Here is a 25,253-nt window from a genome sequence, read left to right as displayed (position 1 = left end):
CTGGGGACGACCCCAAGGGGCTGATTCATCTGCGGGACGGCCCGCCCTTCTTTGCAGGCACCACCATGTCCATGACACCGTTATTGTCCAAGGTATTGATTGCCAATCGCGGGGCCATTGCCGCGCGTATCCTGCGAACGCTGAACGCCCTCGGCATCCAGAGCGTCGTGGTATACGCCGACGCCGACCGCGATGCGCCCTACGTGCACCAGGCCGACGAAGCCTATTCGCTGGGTGAAGGCGGCGCCAGCGAGACCTATCTGAACATCGACAAGCTCATCGCCATTGCGCAGCAAAGCGGCGCCCAAGCGGTTCACCCCGGCTACGGCTTCCTGTCGGAAAACACCCGCTTCATCAGCGCCTGCGACACGGCCGGTCTGGTCTTCCTGGGCCCGACCGCCGAGCAGATCCGCCAATTTGGCTTGAAGCACGAAGCCCGCGCGCTGGCCGAACAGGCCGGTGTGCCGCTGGTCCCCGGTTCACCGCTGTTGGCCTCGCTGGAAGACGCCAAGGCTCACGCCGAGCGTATCGGCTACCCGGTAATGCTCAAGTCCACCGCTGGCGGTGGCGGCATCGGCATGCAGGTATGCCACTCCCAGGCAGAGCTGGCCCGCGCTTTTGATTCGGTGAAAGGTCTGGGCGAGCGCAACTTCGGCGATGGCGGCGTCTTTCTCGAAGCCTACATCGCCCGTGCTCGCCATCTGGAAGTGCAGTTGTTCGGCGATGGTCAGGGGCAGGTGATTGCCCTTGGCGAGCGGGACTGCTCCACCCAGCGGCGCCATCAGAAAGTCCTTGAGGAGTGCCCTGCTCCCAACCTGCCTGATGCCGTGCGGCGCTCCCTGCACGCCACGGCGGTGCAGCTTGGCCAGGCGGTCAACTACCGCAGTGCGGGCACCGTCGAATTCATCTACGATGCCGAACGCGAGGCGTTCTACTTCCTAGAGGTCAATACCCGCCTGCAGGTCGAGCACGGGGTGACCGAACTGGTCTACGGGGTCGATATCGTCGAGTGGATGGTACGCCTCGGTAGCCAGGCACTCCCCCCGCTGGCCAGCCTGGCAGAGGGCCTGCAGCCCCGTGGCCATGCCGTGCAGGCCAGGCTATATGCCGAAGACCCAGCGCACGATTTCCGCCCCAGCGCGGGGCTGCTGACCGAAGTCACCTTCCCCGAGGATCAGGGCCTGCGTATCGACCACGCCCTCGAAGCAGGCCTGGAAGTCACCCCCTTGTTCGACCCCATGCTGGCCAAGGTGATGGTCCATGCCGACACTCGCCAACAGGCCATTGCCCGGCTGGCCACGGCCCTGGAAGATGCCTCGGTATATGGCATTGCCACCAATCGCCGCTGGCTGGCCCATGTGCTGAGGGACGCCCGCTTCGACGCCGCCCAGATCGATACGCACTGGCTCACCCAGCTGGCATGGGCCCCTCCCGCCATGGAAGTTCTCAGCCCGGGCACGCTGACCACCGTGCAGGATTACCCGGGGCGTCAAGGCCACTGGGACGTGGGTGTTCCCCCATCTGGTCCCTTCGACGACTGGTCGTTTCGCTTGGGCAATCGGCTGCTGGGCAACCCCGACGAGGCCGCCGGGCTCGAAATCACCCTGAATGGCCCCACGCTGCGCTTTCATCGCGCCACCCAGATCGTGCTGGCGGGCGCCGAGCTGCCTGCCACCCTCGATGGCACCGCCATCTCCGGCTGGCAGGTCATCGACGTGCCAGCCGGCGCCACCCTGACCCTGGGCAAGGCCGCCGTGGGCGCCCGCGCGTACCTGCTGGCGCGGGGCGGCATCGACTGCCCCCGCTACCTGGGCTCACGCAGCACCTTCACGCTGGGCCAGTTTGGTGGCCACGGTGGTCGTGCCCTGCGCAGTGGCGACATGCTGGACCTGCCCGCGTTTTCAGCTGCGCCCGTCAAGACGCTGGACCCAGCGCTGATCCCCACCTTTGGCGGCCCGGAGGTGACCCGCATTGCGGTTCTCTACGGCCCCCACGGCGCCCCGGACTTCTTTACCGACGAGGATATCGAGCGCTTTTTCGACCATGAGTGGGAGGTTCACTACAACTCCAGCCGCACCGGCGTCAGGCTCATCGGCCCTCGGCCCACCTGGGCACGCGCCGATGGCGGCGAGGCGGGGCTTCACCCCTCCAATATTCATGACAACGCCTACGCCTTCGGCACCATCGACTTCACCGGCGACATGCCGGTCATCCTGGGCCCCGACGGCCCCTCACTGGGCGGCTTCGTCTGCCCGGCCACGGTCGTGCGCGCCGAACGCTGGAAGCTGGGCCAACTGACGGCAGGCGACAAGGTGCGCTTCGTGCCGATCCGCCTGGAAGATGCCCGCGCCCTGGAAGCGCATCAGTTGACGCAGTTGCAGCAGCTATCCGCCCAGCCCGCGCCCGTTTGTGAGGCCGAGCGCGGCTCGCCGCTGCTCCGCGAGGTCGATGCTGCTCAGGCAGGCGAGCGCATCGTCTACCGCCGCGCAGGTGACGACTTCCTGCTGATCGAGTTCGGCCCCATGGAGCTGGATATCGCGCTGCGCTTTCGGGTCCACGCCTGGATGCTGTGGCTACGCGAGCACCCAGTGGTGGGGCTGCGCGAGCTGACGCCGGGCATTCGCTCCCTGCAGGTCCACTACGAGCCCCGCGAGCTAAGCCTCGACCAGTTGCTCGACCACCTGCGCCAGGCCGAACAGGCGCTGGTGGATGTCGAGTCGCTGGAAGTTGAGTCCCGCGTGGTGCACCTGCCGCTCTCTTGGGACGACCCCGCCTGTCAGGAAGCGGTGGACAAGTACCAGCGCAGCGTGCGACCCGACGCCCCCTGGTGCCCCAGCAACCTGGACTTCATACGCCGCATCAATGCGCTGGAAAGCGAGCAGCAGGTGCGCGATATCGTCTTCAACGCCCGCTATCTCGTCATGGGGCTAGGGGACGTCTACCTCGGCGCACCGGTCGCCACGCCCCTCGACCCGCGCCAGCGGCTGGTTACCACCAAGTACAACCCGGCCCGCACCTGGACCGCCGAAAACTCGGTGGGTATCGGCGGCGCCTACCTGTGCATCTATGGCATGGAAGGCCCTGGCGGCTACCAGTTCGTGGGGCGCACCCTGCAGATGTGGAACCGCTATCGCACCACGGCCCACTTCGAGAACCCCTGGCTGCTGCGCTTTTTTGATCAACTGCGTTTTCATGAGGTCAGCCACGGGGATCTGGCGCAAATTCGCCGCGACTTCCCCCATGGTCGTTACGAGTTGTCCATTGAAACGACTCGCTTTCGCTTGGCGGACTACCAAGCCGACATCGACAAACATGCCTCGGCAATTGAGACCTTCCGCTCAAAGCGTGAAGCCGCCTTCCAGGCCGAAATGGCCGCCTGGCGTGCCAATGGCAAGTTCACCTTTGAAGACCAGGCCCCGGAAGCCACCGAAGTCACCGCGCTGGATGATCACGAAATAGGCATCGAAAGCCCCGTCACCGGCAGTCTGTGGAAATTGCTGGTGGAAGAAGGTGATCTGGTAACGGCTGGCCAGCCAGTGGCACTGGTGGAGTCGATGAAAATGGAAGTTGAGATCACCGTCCACTGCGCTGGCCGTGTTGCTCGCTTACCCCTTTCTGAGGGCGCTTCCATTGCCCCGGGGCAACCACTTGTGGTGCTCACCAGTGAACAGGAGGTAAACGCATGAGCCAGATCACCGCCGACCAGCGCTTAGCTGACTTTCAAGCAATCCCCGTTATCGACATTAGCGGTTTACTCCATGGTGATGCCGCTGCACGCCAAGCGGTTGCGGATAACCTTGGTCGCGCCGCACGAGACGTGGGGTTCTTTCAAATGGTGGGCCACGGTATCGACCTCCCGCTTCGCGAGGGTTTGATTACTCAAGCCAAACGCTTCTTTGCCCAACCTGAAGCCATCAAAATGGAGCGCTACATCGGCATCTACCACCACCACCGAGGCTATGTTCCTCCTGGTGAAGAGTCGCCAGACCCTAACAAGCCGGACATGAAAGAGGCGTTTGATCTTGCCTTTGAACTGCCCAGCGACGACCCAGAGGTGTTGGCAGGTACGCCACTCCTCGGTCCCAACCCCTGGCCCGACCTTGACGGTTTCCGCGAGCCTATCGCCGCCTACTACGAGGCTGCCTACCAAGTGGGCCGGGCACTCATGGGCGGCTTTGCCCGAGCATTGGGTCTTGATGAGCAGCAGCTACTGCGCCACGTCACCAAGCCGCCCAGCCAACTGCGATTGATCCACTATCCGTATAACCCTGATGCCGAAGATGCCCAAGGCATCGGTGCCCATACCGACTACGAGTGCTTCACGCTGCTGCTACCCACGGCACCGGGGCTCGAGGTAATGAATGGTGTAGGCAAATGGATCGATGTCCCCTATCAAGAGGATGCATTAGTCGTCAATATTGGCGACATGCTGGAAATTTGGAGCAACGGAGAATTTGTGGCGACCTCCCACCGAGTGCGCAAAGTTAAACAGGAGCGCTACTCTTTCCCGCTGTTTTTCGCCTGTGATTACCATACTGAAGTGGCACCGCTGCCTGAATTGGTCGAGCGCCACGGCAAAGCTCATTACGCACCGCTCAAAGCGGGCGAACACCTCTACGCCCAAACGATCCAGACCTTCCGCTACCTGCGCGAGCGTTTGGCAAAGGGTGAGATTACGCTTCCCGAAGGTGCCCGAGAAGTGGGAAGCCTGGGCCAGCACGGCAAGCACTCGGCTGCCCAAGACGGGAAGCCCGTCTCATGACCCTACCACTCCCCGCCACACCAACCGAGTTTCGGGGCGTCTGGAAGCGCACGCTCTATGCCGAGCCCGCTCAGCCGCCCTACCAGTACACGGATACCGGCACCCAGGTGGTCTGGATTCAGGGCGCTCAGTGGCATGCCGACCTGCGCCTTCCCGCCCATCACGATGCGCTGGCAGGCATCGAGCACTTGGGGGCGTGCAGTCGAGCGCAGCTCGAATGGCTCGCCCACCTGACCGGTTTCGTCGGCATCACCCAGATCGACGGGCCGGTATGCACCTGGCACCGCCTGCAGGACCTGAACCCCAGCTTGGAAAAAGACGTCGGGCACCTGGCCTGGCTCGATGACCACCTGCTCGAAGAGCAGCACCCCCACGGGCGCTACGTCGAACACTGGCAACGCCAATGCCCCCCCGGCCAACGCGAGCTAGTGCGCACCGACGCCCAAGGGCGGCTACGCTGGTTACAGATCGGTGACCATGCCATGGCCATCACTCCGCGCCCCGCATCAGGCCACCATGACTCGCTTTACACGCCACTGGAAAAGGCCAGCGACGACGCACTGCGCTGGCGAGCCAGCCTGTGCATGGACTATCTGGAGCGCGATGGGCAAGGGTGGCAGATTCGTCTTTCGACCCACCCCTGGCGCATAAGTCACCCAGCCACGCCAATGAACGACACGCCACTCAAGCTCGACACGACCCAGAACGGCTAGGTAAGACCACTAGCTCAGAACTAGATTAGGAGACCACCATGGCACTCACCCAAGCGCTGGATATCGCCAGCCTGCACAGCGCCTATCGGCAGGGCAACCTGACACCTGCACGACTGGTAGAACACCTGCTCTCCCTGGCCGATACACACGGCCATGACCCTGCCTGGATCACCCGGCTGACGCGTGAGCAATTAGCGCCCTACCTCCAACGCCTGGAAGGCGAATCGCCGGAGTCCCTGCCGCTTTACGGCATTCCGTTTGCGATCAAGGACAATATCGACCTGGCGGGCGTTCCGACCACCGCTGGCAGCCCGGCGTATGCCTATACACCTACGGAAAATGCTTTTGTGGTGCAGCAGCTGATCGATGCGGGGGCGATCCCCATGGGCAAAACCAACCTGGATCAGTTTGCCACGGGGCTGGTCGGTGAACGGGCGCTGGAGGTTTACGGCACGCCCGCCAATGCCTTCGACCCGACGCGGGTGCCGGGTGGCTCCAGCAGCGGCTCGGCGGTGGTCACGGCGGCAGGCATGGTCAGCTTTGCTCTCGGTACCGATACCGCGGGCTCAGGCCGTGTGCCGGCCTGTTTTCACAACTTGTACGGCGTCAAGCCAAGCCTGGGCCTGCTCAGCACCCGCGGCGTAGTACCCGCCTGCGCAACACTGGATACCATTAGTCTGTTTACCTTCACCGCCGACGATGCCGCGAAAGTGCTCAGCATTACCGCTGCCTATGATGATCAGTGCGCCTGGTCGCGCAAGCACGATTTTGCCGTGCACGCCAGACGCTATGGAAAGGCCCCTTCCGCGTTCCGCTTTGGCGTACCGCCTGAAGCCCAGTGGCAAACCGATGTGGCCTATACCCAAGGCATGCACCAAGCGATTGCTGAGCTGGAAGCCCTTGGCGGCGAAAAAGTTGAGCTAGACTGTTCGCCGTTACTCGCAGCAGCGCGTTTGCTCTACGAAGGCCCTTGGGTAGCCGAACGCTACCATGTTATTAGCGAGTTGATACAATCCCATCCTGAGGCGGTTCACCCGGTAACGTTTGAAATTACCCAAGGCGGCGCTACCCCGCTGGCGGTGGACGCCTTCGATGCGCGCTATAAGCTCGCCGAATTCAAGCGCCAGGCCGATGCGTTAATGGCGAACGTCGATGTTATGCTCTCGCCCACCACGGTCACACACCCGAGCAAGGCCGAAGTGGCGGCGGATCCCATCGGCGTCAACTCCCGCCTGGGCACCTGGACTAACTTTATGAACCTGCTCGACTACAGTGCCCTGGCCGTGCCTGTAGGCTTTAGCGAGCGCGATTTGCCCGTGGGCGTGACACTGTTTGGGCCGGTGTTTGCTGACTTAACGTTACTCTCCCTCGCCCGTGCCCTGGAAGCACGTTTAATGCTGCCATTAGGTGCCACCGACATACAGCACCCGCCCTTGACAGAACTCCCCGCTTCAGCGCAAGACGGCACCATGGAGCTGATAGTATGCGGTGCACACCTGCAAGGCTTACCGCTTAACTACCAATTGACCGAGCGTGGCGGAGTATTGGTGAGCACTACCCAAAGCGCCCCGCGCTATAAGCTTTTTGCCCTGGCAGGTGGGCCACCCAAACGCCCGGCAATGCTGCGCGATGACAATGGTCAAGCCATTGATGTGGAAGTGTGGCGTCTGCCCATCGAAACCGTGGGCAGTTTTTTAGCAGGTGTTCCCGCCCCGCTCGGTTTAGGCCAAGTGGAGCTTGCCGACGGCAGCTGGAAATGCGGCTTTATCTGCACCGCAGGGGCGCTCAATGAAGGCGGTGAAGCGGAAGATATCACCGAATTTGGCGGCTGGCGACAGTGGCTGGCGAGTCGATCTTAACGCTGATGGTAAGAGGCCCATGCGTATATAAAGCATTGCGGATGGGCCTTTTAGGCTTTGTACGAAAACTGCCTACGCTCGCCGACTTTTCGTACAAAGCCTGGTCAACCTGGCTCCTCTGCCTGCCCTTGAGTGCGCTTGGCCAACGAACGGTTAGCGGCCTTAAAACACAATCTCATCAAGGGCATCAGTAGCCACAGCAGTGGTATGAGCAGCCAACGATAGAAAAAACGCGCAATGATCAGTACCGGCAATAATACGATCAGCCAGATTAGAAATTGGCCCAGCCATACCGGCCAGCCGAGCCATTTTGATAGATTGGCACCAAGCGCACTTACTAAGCTTGGGTGTCGTACTACCACATAGGCAGTGGTCGCCACCGCTGCCACTTTGGCAATCCGCGGCAGCGTGGCGAAGCGTCCGCCCGAGACAACAATACCTTGGCGCACACCAGCACGAGCGCCCTGCGCTTCGATGCTGCCTACCCGAGCGGTTCTAGCCGCTCTCCCTGCACGCAGCACCTTAACAGTACTGGCCATCACCAGCAGATCGACACCGGCCCAGCCTAGATCGGCGGCGCCCATGTCGTCCCCCCGCCGCCACTGGCTTTCCAAATCGCGTAGCCCACTGGTAAAGAAATCGCCGACGCCTGCGACTAAGCGCTCACTCTGCAGCCACTCCACGTCGCCTTGTTCACTAACCACAAACTGGTTTAGCAGCGCGTGGCCATTGGTGTCCAATAGCGCAATGCCCATCTGCCCGCGGCGGTAAGGGGTGAACTCAGCACCCGCCTCTCCTTCTGCATCGTTCCACCAGCGGCTAACCTGTTGATAGCGCTCGCCAACCCAGTGCTGGGCTCGCAGGGTAGCGATATCGTGATCACGGAAGTAGCTGATGGGCAGTACCGCATCCGCACCAAAGCGCACTAGTACCTCCTGAAACTGAGGGGAAAGCCCGTAGTCGACCAAGACGCTTCTCGCTATATCGCCGTGGCGTATAAGCGCTAGCGAAGCGCTCATCCACATCGCCTGCTCGTTGGCGTAGCTAAGAAACAGCGCATTGATCTCAGGTGTCTCTTGCTCAAGGGTTGTCTCTAGCACAGGAAACGCTCGCTGTACTTCCAAACGCACTAGCCGGTCATCGAACGGCTCGTGAGAAGCTGCAGCGGTTAATACCCCCGCCACTAGAATGGCTGTCGCGACTATCAACCATCCAGTCCGCATCGACCACCCAGTACGCATAACCCTCTCCCGCTGTGGCGCTGCTATCAGGCTTATAACCAGATCCAGTTTATACCCGTTGCTTATACCAGTGCTATGTCAAATTGACAGCTTTAACTCAACCACTTCTTCCCATTTCACGCTTTTTTTACACATTTTGGCAATTTGCGAGCATATATCCAGCAAATTGCCGTACAGGATGAGGCGTCCTATACTTAAGTAATAGATTAGCGAAAAAGGAGCGCTTCAATGGAAGCTATCGATGTAGTGGAAAGCGGCGTTATTGCTCTAATGGGCGGTTCTGTCGGCGCACGCTCAGATGAGTTGATCCGCAAAGGCGTACCGCTGGATGCCCTTGAGCGACTACGTAAAGAGCACGGTATCGATGCCTACGGTGTTGGGATTATCAATCGCCGCACCCATGATCACCGGCGCTCAAAAGGAAAACCCTTAACCCCCGACGAGGGTGATCGACTCTACCGAACGAGTAGAATCGTTATCCTCGCCGAAGAGATTTTCGGCAATCGCGAGAAAGCCATTCATTGGTTAGAGAAGCCGCGCCGTGCGCTGGGGGGAATCAGTGCTTTGACGGCAGTTACCACGACGCCAGGCTATGAAGCAGTAGAAGAGCTACTTCAGCAAATTCACTATGGGTTGTCGGCATGACCAAGGTAGCGTGGCGTATATCCAACTACACGGATCTCTCTGGCATAGGTGGCACGATCACAGCTGGCCGGTGGCACCATAAAGGTCAACCAGTGGTTTACTTGGCCGACTCACCGGCCACTGCGCTGCTTGAGGTGCTGGTTCATTTTGAAATGAGCATTGAGGAGCTACCTGATCAATTTACGCTACTGCGCGTTGAGTTACCCTCAACAGCCAGTGAGATGCCGATTGAAGCAAGTCTGCCAGAAACATGGCCTCAACAGCAGCAGCTCACCCGCTCGCTAGGTTCACAGTGGCTAAATGAAGGTAGCGCTTTACTGCTCAAAGTACCCACGGTGATTGTGCCGCATAACTGCAACTATCTGTTTAACCCACGCCACCCGGAAGCCAGCCTGACGAAACTTTCAGTTGAGCAGTTTCCCCTCGACCCCAGGCTGGCGTACTAGCTGGCAGCCTTTAACAGCGACCTAACCACCCCAGCAGCTCACGCTGTACGTCTTGTGAAGGTAGATACTCCTGCTCCAGGCGCCCTTGTGGTTGGGCTTTAAGAAAATGAAAAAAAGCCACTTCATGCTCAGTCAGGCCGCTGGTCGGCAGCTCGGCATGAACCGGCTCCGGCACGGCGCAGTCACGGCAAAATGCCTTGAAGTGCGCCTCGCTCATCATCAGCGGAGTAATCGTAGGCAGCGCCTGCCTGGCTCTGGCCAGCATCAGCAGTCCCCAAGTGTCCATATCGCCCCAATAGGCGACCGCTTTTGTTTTTAGCGCCTCACCTGATAGCCAGTGTACATCTAGCCCTGCGCCAAGAATCGCCACTGTACCCGGCATGTCGGGTAGCAAGTGCTCACACTGCACATTCTCGACCACCACCACCCGCGAGCCCGGCAGGCAAGTATCCGCCAGTTCTCTGGCGGTGATGCGCTGACGCTTAAAAGGCAGCAACCCCTTCTCCAAGGGCAACACCAGCAGCCAGTGATCTTTATCGTCGGGGGCATCCAGAAAACCGTTCAAGCCTTGCTGGCTGGCCATGCCGTCGTAGCGTTCATCCAGCAGGCGTGTCAGTAACACCGTGTTGCGCTCGATAAACTTGGTGTCCACCCTCAGTCCGTTGAGCAATCTTAATGGTCGACCTTCTGCCATCCCCGGAGAAAGCGAATCCGCCAGCGCTGCAGCGGCAGTGATTTCACTAACAGACTTATTGCGCCAGAGGGCGCGCTCACGCACCAGCACCTCCCAGTAACGCTGGTTGACGCTGCCTACCAGAGTTTCCAGCAGCGCAAACTCCTGCTGCACATCGCCATCCACCGTAGCGGCGGCCCATTCAGACGGCGTGTGCAACACCCACTGCACGGGGAGTGACACCGGCTCAGCAGCAGCGCGGAAGTTGATATCTTGAAACACCACCTCACCAACGGTGACCTGCCGCCAGCGCTGCACATGGGCCTGCACCAGACCGGTTTGATCGGCAAACTGGCGGCCGGTGGGTTTGCCAATAGGGATCACCAGCGGCCAACTCTCCGAGGATAACAATCGCTCTACCCGCCAGAACGCTTGCTGCCACTGCTTAGCCAAGCGAGCAGCGATTTCACTCGGGGACTTCATTGCGCGCCTCACGCCGCTTTTCACGCACGGCATCCAGCGCCTGCCAACTGATCGGCGTCAGGCTGGAGGCATTGCCACGGCGGTGCACCACCACCGCCGAGCGGGTGTGCTTGCGCAGCAAACGCATTTCCTTATTGGGGGTAATAAACAGCGCATGAAGGTGGAATTCGTTGAGCGCGGCAATAATTCGCCCGGCTACGGCATTCGAACTGCGCGAAAAGGCTTCATCCAGCACGATGGTGCCAAACAGCGGCCGAGGGCTGCCGTCGGGGCACAGCGCGTAACTCAGCGAGGCCGTCAGCACATAGGAGGCGATAATCTCTTTTTCGCCACCGCTACCGCCCTGGGAACCCGAGCGGGTTTCAATCACACGCCCATCGGCCCGGTCGATCATGGCGACTTTAAACTCAAGCCTAAAACGTGGATCCAATAACGCTCGCGCGCCGAGGGTACGCTGGCGTTCGCAGGCATCGCGCAGCAGGGCGATAATATGTTGCAGCGCCTTGTACTGGCTTTCGCCGCCATCCTCGACAAACCGCGACGAGGCGAGCGCCGTATTGGCCCGGGTAAAGGTGCGCAGGCTTTCATGCACCACCTTGTTGGCCACCAACTGTAGGTAACGGCCGCGCTGGAAGTCTACCCGCCGCAGGGTGTTATTGAGGTCTTCCAACCGCTCTTCGATCCGCTCTACTTCCCCCTCGATGGTGGCCAGCAGCTGCGATACGCCCTGATCGGAAGAGTCGGTGAGGTATTGCTGAAAACGCTGCTGCTTGTCGGGCAGCGCTTCTTCGGTGAGCACCTTGAGTCGGGCCAGGTAGTCGGGCACATCGTCGAGCTCCCGCCCAACCTCCGAAAGCGCCCCGCGGTCTTCCCGCTGGGCATCCGACATGGCTTTGACCAGCTCTTTTTCTACCCGGCTTTGGGTCGCCCGCAAGGTGGTCAGTTGCTGTTGCAACTGGGTAGTGGCGTGGCGCTCCAGCTCATCAACATTGGCAAGCTGCCGTTGTTCAAGGGGAGAAAAATGGTCATCAGCAAGGGTGCGCTCCGCCTCCTTCAGCCCTGCTTCGCTTTTGCGAAACGCCTGCTGCTGCTCTTTTTGGGCTGTTTCCAGCCGGTTGTTTAACTGGGCACACTGCTTGATACATTGCGTTTTTTGCTGCTCCAGCGTGGCCAACTCATCGCGGGCTTGCTCGAGTTGGCGTTTGGCTGTCGCCGCATCGGAATCGGGTGCGGTCAAGGCGGCCAGTTTGTCCCGCTGCTGTTGCCATTCACGCTCGGCCTGGGGCGCGTTGATCTCCTCATAGTCCAACGCTGCCAGCCTGGTTAACAGCACTACCTGCTGTTCAAGCGCAGCCAGTGAGGCTTTCGCCTGCTCTTCTGCCGCCTTGGCGCTCTGCAAGCGCGCTTCTGCTTCGCTGATTTGCGCGCTTAACGCCGCCAGCCGGTCACGGTTATCAAAGCCGGTTTGCCAATCGTCGTTTAGCCGCTTCTGATCCTGCTTGTCAAAAAAGCGTGCCTTGCCCGACATCAACCCTTCCGCCGTCATGGCATGGGGAGTCTCTCGCAACCTCTCCGGTGAGCCAACGCAGTGTCTGTCTAGCCCGGCTAAAAGCTCTTTAATCGCTTCTCGATAGGGGTGCTCTTTGTAGTCGAGCTTGCGGGTAAAGCCATCCTCAAAAAAGCGCGCCTGACTCGACGGCGATTTCACTTCCAGGAGTCGTACATGCAGCGCATTGTGACGGCTATTGATCCAGTCTAGCGCTTGGCGGCTGGCCTCCGGCGGCACCAAAATACGCAGCCGGTGGCTACCCATCGCCCGTTCAATCGCGCCACGCCAGGCTTGCTCGTCCGCTTTTACCTGTACCAGCTCGGCGACAAAGGGCAGGTCGTCTTCGCCGAGTGCCAACGCATCGGCCAGCAGGGAGCGAAATTGCTGAAAGCGCCCCGGGATATTAGACCCTGGGCGCGCTTTCACCTCGGCCAGCTCTTTGTGCAACTCCGTGCACTCATGCTCCATCCGATAGCATTGGCTGCCCTGCTCAAAGGCGGCCTGCTTGGCGGCGTCAAGCGCCTGCTGAACCTCGCGCAACTGCTCGGCAGCCAGCATCTGATTGGTGGCGACCGCTTCACGGTTGAGGGCATCGTCAAAGGAGAGCGAGCGTGCCAATCGCTGGTAGTCTGCCGCATGGCGCTGGCAGCGCTCCAGGTTGGCTTGCTTTGCCTTGACCAGCGCTTCCAGGGTCTCAATATCCGAACCGCCCAGACGCAGATAAGCTTCATTTAAACGCTCACAGGTACGCTGCTGGTGAGTGTAGCTCTCCTCAGCGGCTGCCAACTCGGCCTCGGCCTGCTGGGTTTGTTGCTGAAGACGCTCGGCTTCGGCCTTCCACAGCCGGTGAGCCTGTTCACCAAACCACACCGGCAGCACCCGGCTGAGGGTTTCCTGGTCATCCAGCTCTGCCTGGTTGCGTTGATACTTCTCCCAGCCGACTTTGATCGGTTCCAGAGAGCGCTGCTGGCGGCGGGCGATTTCAAGCTCTTCATGAATGGCAGTGAGGTCGTCGAAGCTATCGGCGACTTCCCGGGCGCGCTGAAACTGGGCGTTATCGTCTAGCACTAACTCGCGAAAGATCTCATCGATGCTGTTGAGCTGCTTCAACCCTGCCGCTCGGTTGAGTAAGTTGAAGGCGTTGTCACGCACTTCGAAAAAGTCCCGCAGCCTCGCTAGAAAGCCCTTTTTGCTGGGATACGTCCAAATACCGGTGTCGGTTTTGTCCTGTTGGCGCAAAGCGCGCATACCGCCTTCCTGCTGCAGTGTCAGCCAGCGATGCAGAGTATGTTCGCGGGCGGTACTGAACAGCCATAGCTTTTTCATATCCGAGGGCGACATGCTGGTACTGTCGAACCACAGCAGGGCACCGATACGCACCAGGCTTTCACCATTACTGAGCATCGCCACCAGCCCCGTCACGGTCTTACCGGGCCGAGCAATATGCGACTGCCCCTCACTGCCATCACCGGGGCCACTCACCCCCCGCACGTAAGAGACCAGATCCCGGTCGCTCTCATGGCCACCGGTAGAGGCAAGGTTGTACCTGGGATTGGCCGTGAGCAGGGTCATCAACGCATCTACCAGCGTGGTCTTGCCACTGCCGGTGGGACCAATGATGGCGCTACCCTCAGCGTCGATATCCGCCTTGTGCATACCTCCAAAGCCACCCCAGTTGAACAGCTCCAGGGTTTGCAGGATATAGGTAGGAGCCAACTGCCAGGCGCTCGCCCGTTCCTCATCCAGCAGCGAGGGCTGGCTAGGCGTTGTCGTAATCATGGCGTCCCCTCTTTGTCACTGTCCTGGCGGTCACTACTCTCCGCGGCGACTCTTGCCTTTAACTCATACAGCAAGGCAGTGAGGTTCTCCGGGTTGGCCAAGTGAGCGATCATTGGCCGGATGACTACCCGCTCGTGACTGTCCGGCGCCGAGACCAGGCCATGCCCCTTGAGCTGATCCAATAATTGCAGCATTCGCGTGCGCTCCCGAGCCTCGCTGCCGCTCTCCCCCAAATACACCTGCATATGTGGAATCAGCTCGTCAACCGCCACCATGGCGTCACCGGCGCCCGTACCAGCGTCCTGCTCGTAAGCGATGAAGTGCTGACGTAAAATAGCCACCAGCAGCGTCTGCTCCATATTCAGCCGCTGCTTGCGCACCAGTGGATGTGACCACTCATCTTGAAACACATCGACATCCCCATGACGCACCGCCAGAAATACCAACCCACGGATCTCATCGGCGCGGGCAATTAAATCCAGGGGCTCTAACGTTGCATTGAGCTTCTCCATGGAGGCCAGAGCCGTTCGATAAAGATGCGGGCGCAGGCTCTCTTCCAGCAGCCCCATACGCAGCAGCTCCTGAGCCACTTCCCGCAGTTTGACGTCGGTACGCGCGCTATTTTCCCCGTCGGTACCTGTGAGCCCTTCCTCAGCCATTGAATGGGGCGAATCCTTCCCTTCGGGAGGCGATGGCTCTTCACTCACCTCATCTGCCTGCTGGCGTCCAACAATCTGATCAAAAACACCCGCCATACTTAAAACTCCCACTCAATGCCCTGCAACGCCTGCTCACTCAGGGAAACCAGCGGCACTTTGAATACCCAATCGCACTGTTCATCATCGGTAATGACCACGTCCTGAACATCCTGCCCGGTTATCTCAACCCCAGCTTCCCGCGCCATGCCCAGCCAGAGTGCCAGGGTTTCCAGGTCATGGCTGGGCGGCAGGCGCTCGGCGAGCTCCAGTAGGGTGAGTGGGCGCCCTTCTGCCGCCAGCAGCGCCAGCGTTTCCTGCACCAAAGCGTCGCGGTCGAGCCCGTCCAGAGAATCCCAGAACTCAGTCTCGACATCGCTCAAATCGCTCGTCTGCTGAGCCAAATCCAGCGTCTCGTCCTGCTCGTTTTCCAGCACCTTGAAACGCAGCCGCTCGATCACCGATAAGTTGCCCAGGGCAAAGCCCAGCGGCGGCAGCGCTGACACCTCTGAACGGCGCACTTTCTGGCGCTGCCAATCCAGCGCCTGAGCGGTATGAAAGATATCATTGAGCAACTGCCCGACGCGGTGGTGTTCGGCCGCCAAACCGGTCTTGAGGAAGCCTTTGACATCCTTTTCACTGCGCGCTCTGGCTTGTAATACGGACTGACTTTCCAGAACCAGCCGCATGCCCAGCTGTTTAAGATCCAGCCGCTGTAGCCGACCAAGCGCTTTCCCAGCAGCGGGATGGACGAGAATAGTGCGTAGCTGCTGGCGCATCATATCCAGCGCGGCGGTTTGGCGTAGCTGTTGCAAAAAACTATCGAACACACGGCCCTCTGGGGTGTCCAGCAAAGCCTCCTGACCATCCAGCAAGCGATCGACAATATCCCCCCGATGATACTTCTCGGACATGATCGATTGGCGCAGTTGGCGATCCGCCTCTCGCCAGGAGTCTTCCACTCGCCGAAAATCGGCACGCAGACCGGTGGCCAAATGAAAAACTTCTCTTATATTTTCAATAGCTTGCTGCTCAGAAAGCACCGGTACATGACCAGCCTCCGCGTCGGCCAATTCGCCCTCCAGCTGTTGGATTTTGCGCCGAATCGCTGCTTTGCGACTCTCAGGATTGGGGTTGAGGCTTACTTCCAGGCTTTCGATTTCACGCTGCACCACCGACAGCCGCGACGCAGTTGAGGTCATGATGCGATTGTCCAGCGAATCGACAAACTGAATCGCCGACGACAAGGCATCCGTGGCATACAACCGTTGACCACGCTCAGTGACCAGCCCCCGACGTATCCACTCGCGCAGCTCACGCCCAGCCTGCTGTCGCGTATTGTCAGGGTCAATGGCGTACTCATCCTGCTCGGCATAACGCCCCAGCATTTGCGACAGCGCCTCTAGCGCGTCTGACTCGGCGATACCATCTTCGCTAAATTCAAACAACGAGGTCAGGCAGCCCAGCACCAGGGGCGCTCGGGGGGATGCCAGCAACAGCCAGGCAGGGTGCTGTTTCCTGGCTGCGATATAGCGACGCGTGCGTTGCTGGGGGTTATTCTCCATGCTGATCTCTGAGTCAGTGCATCTTGTAAACCGTGTTTACTCCAACGTTGCCGCCTAAACGTTTACTGTTGGGAACGAGCCGCATGATAACGATTGATGGCACTCAGCACGCCTTTCATGGAGGCGCTGGTGATGCTCTCGTCGCTGCCGACGCCAAACACGGCCTGGCCGTCGATACGGACTTCGACATAGGCAATGGCTTCCGCATCGGCGCCCTGGCCTCGGGAGTGCTCGTGGTAGTCGATGATCTCCACGTCGTGACCATGGGCGTGCAGCGCTTTGACGAAGGCCGCTAGCGGGCCGTTGCCCTGACCGCTCAACAGATGGCGTTCGCCCTGCTGCTCCACGACGGCTTCCAGGGTGACGCGGGGGCTATCCGGCTCGGAGGCCAGGCGGTGATTGACCAGCGCCAGCGGTGCCTGCTGCTCCAGGTACTCTTCCAGGAAGGCCTGATAGATCATCTGGGAAGTGATCTCGCGGCCCGTACGGTCCGCCACTTCCTGCACCACCTGGCTGAATTCGATGGAGAGCCTGCGCGGTAGCTCGATGCCGTGCTCTTGCTCCAGCAGGTAGGAGATGCCGCCCTTGCCCGACTGGCTGTTGACGCGAATCACGGCTTCGTAGCTGCGCCCGACATCCATGGGGTCGATGGGCAGGTACGGCACGTCCCAGGGGGCTTCGGGGTTGGCGCGACGCTCGGCCATGCCCTTCTTGATGGCATCCTGATGCGAACCGGAAAATGCCGTGAACACCAGGTCGCCCACGTACGGATGGCGGGGGTGCACCGGCAGCTGGTTGCAGTACTCCACTTCGCGCATGATCGGCGTGATATTGGAGAAATCGAGCTGCGGGTTCACGCCCTGGGTGTACATATTCATGGCCAGTGTCACGATGTCCACATTGCCGGTACGCTCGCCATTACCGAACAGGGTGCCCTCGACGCGATCGGCACCTGCCATCAGGGTCAACTCCGCCGCCGCTACGCCGGTGCCGCGGTCGTTGTGCGGGTGCACGCTGACGATCAGCGTATCGCGCTTTTTCACATGGCGGCAGAACCACTCGATCTGGTCGGCGTAATTGTTGGGCGTGGCCACTTCGACCGTGGCCGGCAGGTTGACGATCATCCGGTTGTCCACGCTGGGGCCGAAGGTGTCCATCACGGCTTCGACGATCTCCACGGCGAAAGGCATTTCCGTGGTCGTGAACAGTTCCGGCGAATACTGGAAGGTCCACTGGGTCTCCGGGTTGGCGGCCATCAGGTCACGTATCTGCGCCGTGGCGTCCACGGCAATTTGCACGCACTCTGCCTTGTCGACGTTGAACACCACCCGTCGAAACATCGGGTCGGTGGCATTGTAGACGTGCACGATGGCACGCTTGGCGCCCTTCAGCGCCTCGAAGGTGCGCTCGATCAGATGCGGCCGTGCCTGGGTCAGCACCTGGATGGTGACGTCGTCGGGAATCTTGTCCTGCTCGATCAACGAGCGCACGAAATCGAAATCGGTTTGCGACGCAGAAGGAAAGCCCACTTCGATCTCTTTGAAACCGATCTTCAGCAGCATGTCGAACAACCGCTGCTTGCGCTCCTGATCCATGGGGTCGATCAGCGACTGGTTGCCATCGCGCAGGTCGACGCTGCACCAGATGGGCGGCGTGTCGATGCGCTGGCCGGGCCACTGACGGTCGGGCAGGTCCACCGCCACGAAAGGGCGATACTTTTTCGAAGGGTCCTTCATCATCATCGTGGCTCTCCTGTTATTCGTCGCGGTCAGGCTTTGCTTGCCCAGGCTGTGCTAGACCAGGCTTTGCTTGCGCGGCCGCCTGCAGGGCGGACTCCATGCGATCCAACTGGCTGCGCAGTGCGCGCACGTCGTCACGCAGGCCCTGTATCTCTGCAGCTTCGCCTTCTCCGCTTTCTAAATCAATCTGTGCGCTCTCTTTCTGCATCACGTCCAGCACGATACCGATCATCATATTCAGGAAAATGAACGCATTCAAAAAGATGAAGGTCAGAAAGTAGATCCAGGCGTAGGGGTACTGCTCCATGGTGGGATACAGCACCGCCGTGGCCCAGCTCTCGAAGGTGGCCACCTGGAACAGCGTCAGCATGGCCAGCGCAATGTTGCCCCACAGCTGCTCATCCACGGTATGGAAGATGAAGCTGCCCACCGCCGCGTAGATATAGAAGATGATGAACATCAGCAGCGCCACGTAGCCCATCCGTGGAATGGACTTGATCAACGCCACCAAGAGCAGGCGCAGCTCGGGAATCATCGACACCAGACGCAGCACCCGGAAGATGCGCAGCAGGCGTGCCAGCAGCACCATCTCCGAGTCGTCCATGGGGATGAGGCTGGCCGTGACGATCAGGAAGTCGAAGATGTTCCAACCCTTCTTGAAGAAGTTGGTCAGATTGCGTTCGGCGGCCATGCGAATCAGCAGTTCCACCAGAAAGAAGATGGTGACGGCGACGTCCAGATAGATCAGCCACTGCTCGAACTGACTGACCTCATCGTAGGTGCGGGCACCGATGGTCAGGGCAGACAGCACGATGATGGCGATCACCACGGTCTCGAACAGCTTGTTGCTGCGCAGCTTTTCAAAGCGCGCCTGCCAGGTAGTAAAGGATGCACTCATGGAACGGGGCTTCTCGGAAACGTTGAATCGGCACACTTTATACCAAAAAGAGCCGCCTTCCACCTGCTGGAGTCAGGGGAGTTTTGCTGCTCCGGCTAGTGGTCGATACCACTTTCGGGTAAGCTCCCTGTCGGTTTTTTGGCCTGTAACGAGGTACAACTATGCGGCGCCTGACAAGGCTATCGATACTGTCGCTGACGGCCCTGCTGATGGCAGGCTGCGCTGACCCCAAAATTGATACGAGTTCGATGCCCGCAGCCGTGGTGTCCATCGAGAAAGTCCGCGATTCGCTGCCCACTTACAAGCGCGACGAGTTCGACCAGGCGTTGAAGATCATCGCCATGTCGTCTTTCAGCGGGATGAGTGCGCTGCAACCCGGGCGCATGAACGCGGCTGAAATCGCCGAGTCGGCCAACGCCTACATGCACGGGCTCACCGGCGACCAGGTCATCGAGCGAGCCGACGAGATGCTGCGCCAGCGCCGTGCCCGAGAGCGTGACCAGGCCCTGCGCACCTTGAGCCGCCTGGAAGAAAAAGAGGCCAACGCCGAAGCCGCTCAGCAGCAGCTGGCGCAGGTGACTATCGACAGGGCGCGCTACTATCTTGCTTCCAGCCCATTCGGAGCGCTGGAGCCGGTCATTGAACTAGAGGTCAGCAACGACTCCGAGGAGACCATTGCCGAGCTGCAGCTGCGCGGCGTACTGCGCAGCGCCAACCGCGACGTTGCCTGGGTAGACGAGACGTTCTACTACGTGATTTCCGGCGGCCTGGCGCCGGGTGAGCGCGCCACCTGGAGCCTGGCACCCAACCGTTTTGGCCCTTGGGGCAACGATCAGATACCCCGGGATGTCCAGCTCACCCTCACGTTGAAGGGCGTGAAGGATGCCCAGGGCCAACGGCTGTGGCACGCGCCTACGCTGACGGAGGCCGAAACCGAACGGCTGGCAGCCCTGCGGGCCGAGTACGGTAGCCTGACGCCCAGCACCGAGAGCCCTTCGAGCTGAACAGGGCGGCCAAACGCCGCCCCGTCATCACTAGATAGGATCGATCAGCTCGGCCTGGGAATAGCCCAGCAGATAGAGCACGCCATCCAGCCCTGCCACGCCCAGCGCCTGACGCGCCTCGGCACGCACCAGTGGCTTGGCGCGAAACGCTACGCCCATTCCCGCCTTGGCCAACATCTTCAGGTCGTTGGCCCCGTCACCTACCGCCACCGTCTGCGCCAGGTCGATACCTTCACGCTGGGCAATCTGCTCCAGCAGCAGCGCCTTGCGCTCGGCATCGACGATGGGCTCCTGGACTTCGCCTGTGACCTTGCCCTGTTGAATCACCAGCTCATTGGCGTGGATCTCATCGAAGCCAAGCCGCGCCTGCAGGCCACGGGCAAAATAGGTAAAGCCACCGGAAAGGATGGCAGTGCGGATACCCTGATGGCGAAGATTGGCCATCAGCCGCTCGACACCGTCCATCAGCGGCAGCTCGGCCGCAATGCTGGCCAACACCGACTCATCCAGCCCCGCCAGCTTGCTCATCCGCTCCCGGAAGCTGGCCTGAAAGTCCAGCTCGCCGCGCATCGCCCGCTCGGTGACTTCGGCCACTTCGTCGCCTACCCCGTGGCGGCGCGCCAGCTCATCGATCACCTCGGCCTTGATCAGGGTGGAGTCCATATCGAAACAGACCAGCCTGGGAGCCCCCAGGTGGCGCCGGTCGGGTTGCACCACCACGTCGGCCCCCAGCGTTTCCCCCAGCGCCAGCGCCGCCTGACGCAGCTCCCGCCACTCGGCGGGAGCGCCAGCCAGGTGCAGCTCCAGGCAATCCAGCGGCGCGCCTTCTGCCACCTGGGCCAACGGCGTGCGCTGCTGCTCCTGCAGGCCGAACTGCGCCAGCAGTGCCGCCAGGGGCGGCTCCATGTCGGGTGTCCAGCGTGGTGCCAGTACACTCATCACCACATCGGCTACTGCTTCATCACCGCGTGCCATCGGTCACTCCCCTGCTTCTAGTCGTTCTACTTTTTGGAAACCGCGCGGCAACTTGCTGCCCCGACGCCCACGTTCACCCCGGTAATAAGCAAGGTCATCGGCCTTGAGCGTCAGCTTGCGCTTGCCCGCATGAATGATCAGCTCCCCGCCTTCCGGCACAATGGCGATATCACGCAGGAACTCTTCGCGCCGCGCCGCCCGGGGGCCGGGGATATCGAGCATCTTGTTGCCCTTGCCCTTGGCCATCTCGGGCAACTGGTCCAGCGGGAAGAGCAGCAGCCGCCCTTCATTGGAAACCGACGCCACCCACAGCGATTCGCCTTCCGGCACCTCCACGGGCGCCATGACGCTGCAGCCCTTCGGCACGCTGAGTACCGCCTTGCCCGCCTTGTTCTTGCCGGTCAGCGCCTCCAGGGGCGCGACGAAGCCATAGCCACCATCGCTGGCCAGCAAAAAGCGTCGCGTGGGCGGCGCCAGCATCAAGCCCGCCATCTGGGCGCCCGCCGAGACATTGGCGCGGCCGGTGACCGGCTCGCCCTGCCCTCGGGCGCTGGGCAGGTTGTGCGCTGGCAGCGTGTAGGCACGGCCAGTATCGTCCAGCAGCACCAGCGGCTGATTGGTCTTGCCCCGGGCCGCCAGGCGGAAGCTGTCGCCCGCCTTGTACGATAGCCCTTCAGGGTCGATGTCATGGCCCTTGGCCGCACGGATCCAGCCCTTGTCGGACAGCACCACGGTAATCGGGTCGGCTCCCAGCAGCTCCACTTCCGAGAGCGCTTTCGCTTCGCTGCGCTCGACCAGCGGCGAACGGCGCGCATCGCCGTGCTCCTTGCCCGCCGCGCGAATCTCTTTTTCGATCAGCGTGGTGAGCTTGGCGTCGCTGCCCAGCAGGCCTTGCAGGGTCTTGCGCTCTTTCTCCAGCTCGTCCTGCTCGCCGCGAATCTTCATCTCTTCCAGCTTGGCCAGGTGGCGCAGGCGCAGCTCCAGAATCGCCTCGGCCTGCCGCTCGGAGAGGCCAAAAGCGCTCATCAGGGCAGGTTTGGGCTCGTCCTCTTCGCGGATGATACGAATCACTTCATCGATGTTCAGGTAAGCCGTCAGCAGGCCTTCCAGAATGTGCAGGCGATCTTCCACCTTGCCCAGCCGATGCTCCAGGCGACGGCGCACCGTGGCACGACGAAAGCGCAGCCACTCGCCCAGCATGTCATTCAGCGGCATGACCCGTGGCCGACCGTCCAGGCCAATCACGTTCATGTTCACCCGCACGTTCTTTTCGAGGTCCGTGGTGGCGAACAGGTGAGCCATCAGCGACTCCACGTCCACACGGCTGGAGCGTGGCTCGATCACCAGTCGGGTGGGCTCTTCATGGGTCGACTCGTCGCGCAGGTCGGCCACCATGGGCAGCTTCTTCGCCTGCATCTGCGCGGCGATCTGCTCCAGCACCTTGGCACCACTGACCTGGTAAGGCAGCGCGGTGATCACCACGTTGGCCTCTTCTCGCACGTAGCGAGCGCGCAGCTTCACCGAGCCACGGCCGCTTTCATAGAGCTTTTGCAGGTCCGCTTTGGGGGTGATGATCTCGGCATCGGTGGGGAAATCCGGCGCGGGCACGAACGCCATCAGCTCGGCCGTGGTGGCCTTGGGGTTGCGCAGCAGATGGCAGGTGGCATCGACCACTTCCGATACGTTGTGCGGCGGAATGTCCGTGGCCATGCCCACGGCAATGCCGGTGCCGCCATTGAGCAGCACATGGGGCAGACGAGCCGGCAGTACCACCGGCTCCTGCATGGTGCCATCGAAATTGGGCGCCCACTCCACGGTGCCCTGGCCCAGTTCGCTGAGCAGCACGTCGGCGAATTTGGAGAGCTTGGCCTCGGTGTAGCGCATTGCCGCGAAGGATTTGGGGTCGTCCGGGCTACCCCAGTTGCCTTGGCCATCCACCAGCGGGTAGCGGTAGCTGAACGGCTGGGCCATCAGCACCATGGCTTCGTAGCAGGCGCTGTCGCCGTGGGGGTGGAACTTGCCCAGCACGTCGCCCACGGTACGCGCCGACTTCTTGTACTTGGCGTTGGCGTGCAGCGCCAGTTCACGCATGGCATAAATGATGCGCCGCTGCACGGGCTTCATGCCGTCACCGATGTTGGGCAACGCGCGGTCGAGAATGACGTACATCGAGTAGTCGAGGTACGCTTTTTCGGTGTAGTCGCGCAGGGACAGACGCTCGACGTCGCCCTCCGCTACCTGAATATCCATGGTCATCGGAGGTTATACCTCAATGTCTGCGAGGTTGCCGTAATCTTCCAGCCACTTCTTGCGATCGCTGGCACGTTTTTTCGCCAGCAGCATGTCCATCATCTCCAGCGTGCCGTCCCCCTCGCTCAGCGTGAGCTGCACCAGCCGGCGGGTCTCCACGGCCATGGTGGTTTCACGCAGCTGTAGCGGGCTCATTTCGCCCAGCCCCTTGAAGCGCTGCACGTTGGGGGTGCCGCGCTTGCTGGCCAGTTGCTTGAGAATGGCGGCCTTTTCGCTCTCGTCCAGGGCGTAGTGCACTTCCTTGCCCAGATCGATCCGGTAGAGCGGCGGCATGGCCACGAACACATGGCCTGCATCCACCAGGGCGGGGAAGTGCCTCACGAACAGGGCACACAGCAGCGTGGCGATGTGCAGGCCATCCGAATCGGCATCGGCCAGGATGCAGATCTTGTGGTAGCGCAGCTTTTCCAGGTCGGCACTGCCGGGGTCGGCGCCAATGGCCACCGCGATGTCGTGGACTTCCTGGGAGCCGTAGATATCGTGGGTCTCGACCTCCCAGGTGTTCAGAATCTTGCCGCGCAGCGGCAGGATGGCCTGGGTTTCGCGGTTGCGCGCCTGCTTGGCGCTGCCCCCGGCCGAGTCCCCTTCCACCAGAAACAGCTCGCTCTGGGCCGGGTCCTGGCCCGAACAGTCGGCCAGCTTGCCCGGCAGCGCGGGGCCCGAGGTGACCTTCTTGCGCGCCACTTTCTTCGATTTCCGCTGACGCTGCTGGGCAGCGCTGATCACCAGCTCGGCCAACTGCTCGGCCTGCTCCACGTGGTGGTTCAGCCACAGCGAGAACGCGTCTTTCACCACGCCGGACACGAATCCGGCGATGGTACGCGACGATAGCCGCTCCTTGGTCTGCCCGGCAAACTGAGGGTCGAGCATCTTGACCGACAGCACGAAGGATGCGCGCTCCCACAGGTCTTCGGCGGTGAGTTTGATGCCCCTGGGCAGCAGGTTGCGGAATTCGCAGAACTCCCTCAGGGCATCCAGCAACCCCGCCCGGAAACCGTTCACATGGGTGCCGCCCTGGGGCGTGGGAATCAGGTTGACGTAGCTCTCCAGCAGCGCTTCGCCACCTTCCGGCAGCCACTGAATCGCCCAGTCCACGCCATGCTCGTCATCATTGAAGTGGCCAACGAAAGGCTCCCTGGGGAGCACCTCGTAGCCATCGGTGGCTTCGGCCAGGTAGTCGCGCAGGCCATCGGCGTACGCCCACTCGGTTTTGGTGCCGTCCGGCTCCACCAGCGTGACCGCCAGCCCCGGGCACAGCACCGCCTTGGCCCGCAGCAGGTGCTTCAATCGTGAGAGCGCAAGTTTGGGGCTGTCGAAGTAGCTTTCGTCCGGCCAGAAGCGCACCAACGTTCCGGTGGCACGTTTGGCGGCCTTGCCGATCTCCTTGAGCTCTTCGACCTTTTCGCCGTGTTCGAAGGCAATGGCGTGGCGTGCGCCGTCCCGGGTGACCTCGACCTCCAGCCGCCGCGACAGCGCATTGACCACCGACACGCCCACGCCGTGCAAGCCGCCGGAAAAGCGATAGCTCGACGAGGAGAACTTGCCCCCCGCGTGGAGCTTGGTCAGAATCAGCTCGACCCCCGAGACGCCGTGCTCGGGATGCAGGTCGATGGGCATGCCGCGCCCGTTGTCCTGCACTTCGATGGCGCCATCGAAGTGCAGCACGACGCTGATGGCCGTGGCATGCCCAGCCAGCGCCTCATCGACACTGTTGTCGATGACCTCCTGGGCCAGGTGATTGGGCCGCGAGGTATCGGTATACATTCCAGGGCGCTTGCGCACCGGCTCAAGCCCGGAGAGAACCTCGATGGAACTCGCGCCGTACTGAGAAGCATCAAACTGGGTCATGTAACGTCAGTTCCTAAAAATACGTACTGTCGGCGGCGTGCGCCGCCGACAAAAGGGCACAGGATAGCG

General features: G+C 61.1%; 17 protein-coding genes. 7 read left to right on the top strand and 10 right to left on the bottom strand.

Annotated features, from left to right (window positions below; all coding sequences use genetic code 11):
• The first annotated feature begins 65 nt into the window (after positions 1 to 65).
• The 4 genes from uca to atzF are packed head-to-tail and all read left to right on the top strand — an operon-like array spanning position 66 to position 7,334.
• The gene (gene uca / locus CWI66_RS01560; RefSeq protein ID WP_100730752.1) at positions 66 to 3,686 is read left to right on the top strand and encodes an urea carboxylase; all 3,621 of its coding nucleotides are present in this window, start codon (positions 66 to 68) and stop codon (positions 3,684 to 3,686) included.
• Positions 3,683 to 4,762 carry an isopenicillin N synthase family dioxygenase gene (locus CWI66_RS01555; protein WP_100730751.1) on the top strand — a complete coding sequence of 360 codons (1,080 nt, stop codon included), beginning with the start codon at positions 3,683 to 3,685 and terminating at the stop codon, positions 4,760 to 4,762. Before uca ends, CWI66_RS01555 begins: the two co-directional genes overlap by 4 nt.
• Complete coding sequence (locus CWI66_RS01550; RefSeq protein ID WP_100730750.1) at positions 4,759 to 5,475, top strand: hypothetical protein; 717 nt, start codon at positions 4,759 to 4,761, stop codon at positions 5,473 to 5,475. The genes CWI66_RS01555 and CWI66_RS01550 overlap by 4 nt, the downstream gene beginning before the upstream one ends.
• Positions 5,476 to 5,513: 38 nt before the next feature.
• Complete coding sequence (atzF, locus tag CWI66_RS01545) at positions 5,514 to 7,334, top strand: allophanate hydrolase (protein WP_100730749.1); 1,821 nt, start codon at positions 5,514 to 5,516, stop codon at positions 7,332 to 7,334.
• 104 nt (positions 7,335 to 7,438) lie between these two features.
• Here atzF and CWI66_RS01540 read toward each other — a convergent pair whose 3' ends face one another.
• Entirely contained in the window at positions 7,439 to 8,434 is a 996-nt protein-coding gene (locus CWI66_RS01540; RefSeq protein ID WP_232710693.1) for a hypothetical protein, read from the bottom strand.
• Between the two features lie 369 nt (positions 8,435 to 8,803).
• Here CWI66_RS01540 and CWI66_RS01535 point away from each other — a divergent pair, with 369 nt between their 5' ends.
• Both CWI66_RS01535 and CWI66_RS01530 read left to right on the top strand, forming a co-directional pair.
• Positions 8,804 to 9,220 (top strand): antitoxin Xre/MbcA/ParS toxin-binding domain-containing protein, encoded by a 417-nt coding sequence (locus CWI66_RS01535; protein WP_100730748.1) that lies wholly within the window; start codon positions 8,804 to 8,806, stop codon positions 9,218 to 9,220.
• Positions 9,217 to 9,666 carry an RES family NAD+ phosphorylase gene (locus CWI66_RS01530; RefSeq protein WP_100730747.1) on the top strand — a complete coding sequence of 150 codons (450 nt, stop codon included), beginning with the start codon at positions 9,217 to 9,219 and terminating at the stop codon, positions 9,664 to 9,666. The genes CWI66_RS01535 and CWI66_RS01530 overlap by 4 nt, the downstream gene beginning before the upstream one ends.
• Before the next feature lie 10 nt (positions 9,667 to 9,676).
• Here the strand turns inward: CWI66_RS01530 and CWI66_RS01525 are convergent, their stop codons facing one another.
• From CWI66_RS01525 to CWI66_RS01500, 6 genes are all read right to left on the bottom strand, one after another.
• On the bottom strand, positions 9,677 to 10,822 hold the full coding sequence (locus tag CWI66_RS01525; protein ID WP_100730746.1) for a Wadjet anti-phage system protein JetD domain-containing protein: 1,146 nt from the start codon (positions 10,820 to 10,822) through the stop codon (positions 9,677 to 9,679).
• Positions 10,806 to 14,150 (bottom strand): ATP-binding protein, encoded by a 3,345-nt coding sequence (locus CWI66_RS01520; RefSeq protein WP_100730745.1) that lies wholly within the window; start codon positions 14,148 to 14,150, stop codon positions 10,806 to 10,808. The genes CWI66_RS01525 and CWI66_RS01520 overlap by 17 nt, the downstream gene beginning before the upstream one ends.
• Positions 14,147 to 14,809 (bottom strand): DUF4194 domain-containing protein, encoded by a 663-nt coding sequence (locus tag CWI66_RS01515; protein WP_232710691.1) that lies wholly within the window; start codon positions 14,807 to 14,809, stop codon positions 14,147 to 14,149. Before CWI66_RS01515 ends, CWI66_RS01520 begins: the two co-directional genes overlap by 4 nt.
• Positions 14,810 to 14,907: 98 nt before the next feature.
• Entirely contained in the window at positions 14,908 to 16,410 is a 1,503-nt protein-coding gene (locus CWI66_RS01510; RefSeq protein ID WP_100730743.1) for a DUF3375 domain-containing protein, read from the bottom strand.
• Between the two features lie 62 nt (positions 16,411 to 16,472).
• Entirely contained in the window at positions 16,473 to 18,152 is a 1,680-nt protein-coding gene (leuA, locus tag CWI66_RS01505; RefSeq protein ID WP_100730742.1) for a 2-isopropylmalate synthase, read from the bottom strand.
• A 13-nt stretch (positions 18,153 to 18,165) separates the two neighbouring features.
• Positions 18,166 to 19,047, bottom strand: a complete 882-nt coding sequence (locus CWI66_RS01500) for an ion transporter (protein WP_096923196.1) — start codon at positions 19,045 to 19,047, stop codon at positions 18,166 to 18,168.
• A gap of 161 nt (positions 19,048 to 19,208) precedes the next feature.
• Between CWI66_RS01500 and CWI66_RS01495 the strand changes: the two genes are divergently transcribed.
• Entirely contained in the window at positions 19,209 to 20,051 is an 843-nt protein-coding gene (locus CWI66_RS01495) for a DUF6694 family lipoprotein (RefSeq protein WP_100730741.1), read from the top strand.
• Between the two features lie 30 nt (positions 20,052 to 20,081).
• On the opposite strand, the gene serB is transcribed toward CWI66_RS01495, so the two are convergent.
• Genes serB through parE form a run of 3 tightly spaced genes read right to left on the bottom strand, consistent with a single transcriptional unit; the run spans position 20,082 to position 25,184 of the window.
• Positions 20,082 to 21,026 (bottom strand): phosphoserine phosphatase SerB, encoded by a 945-nt coding sequence (serB, locus tag CWI66_RS01490; RefSeq protein ID WP_100730740.1) that lies wholly within the window; start codon positions 21,024 to 21,026, stop codon positions 20,082 to 20,084.
• A gap of 3 nt (positions 21,027 to 21,029) precedes the next feature.
• On the bottom strand, positions 21,030 to 23,282 hold the full coding sequence (gene parC / locus CWI66_RS01485; RefSeq protein ID WP_016913416.1) for a DNA topoisomerase IV subunit A: 2,253 nt from the start codon (positions 23,280 to 23,282) through the stop codon (positions 21,030 to 21,032).
• A gap of 6 nt (positions 23,283 to 23,288) precedes the next feature.
• A complete protein-coding gene (gene parE / locus CWI66_RS01480; protein ID WP_100730739.1) occupies positions 23,289 to 25,184 on the bottom strand; it encodes a DNA topoisomerase IV subunit B in 1,896 nt (631 codons plus the stop codon).
• Between the last annotated feature and the right edge of the window lie 69 nt (positions 25,185 to 25,253).

The sequence above is a fragment of the Halomonas sp. 141 genome (assembly GCF_002810305.1).
Classification (GTDB): Bacteria; Pseudomonadota; Gammaproteobacteria; order Pseudomonadales; family Halomonadaceae; genus Vreelandella; species Vreelandella stevensii.
The sequence above is the reverse complement of the archived record's forward strand: the minus strand, read 5'-3'. Positions and strand labels throughout refer to the sequence as shown.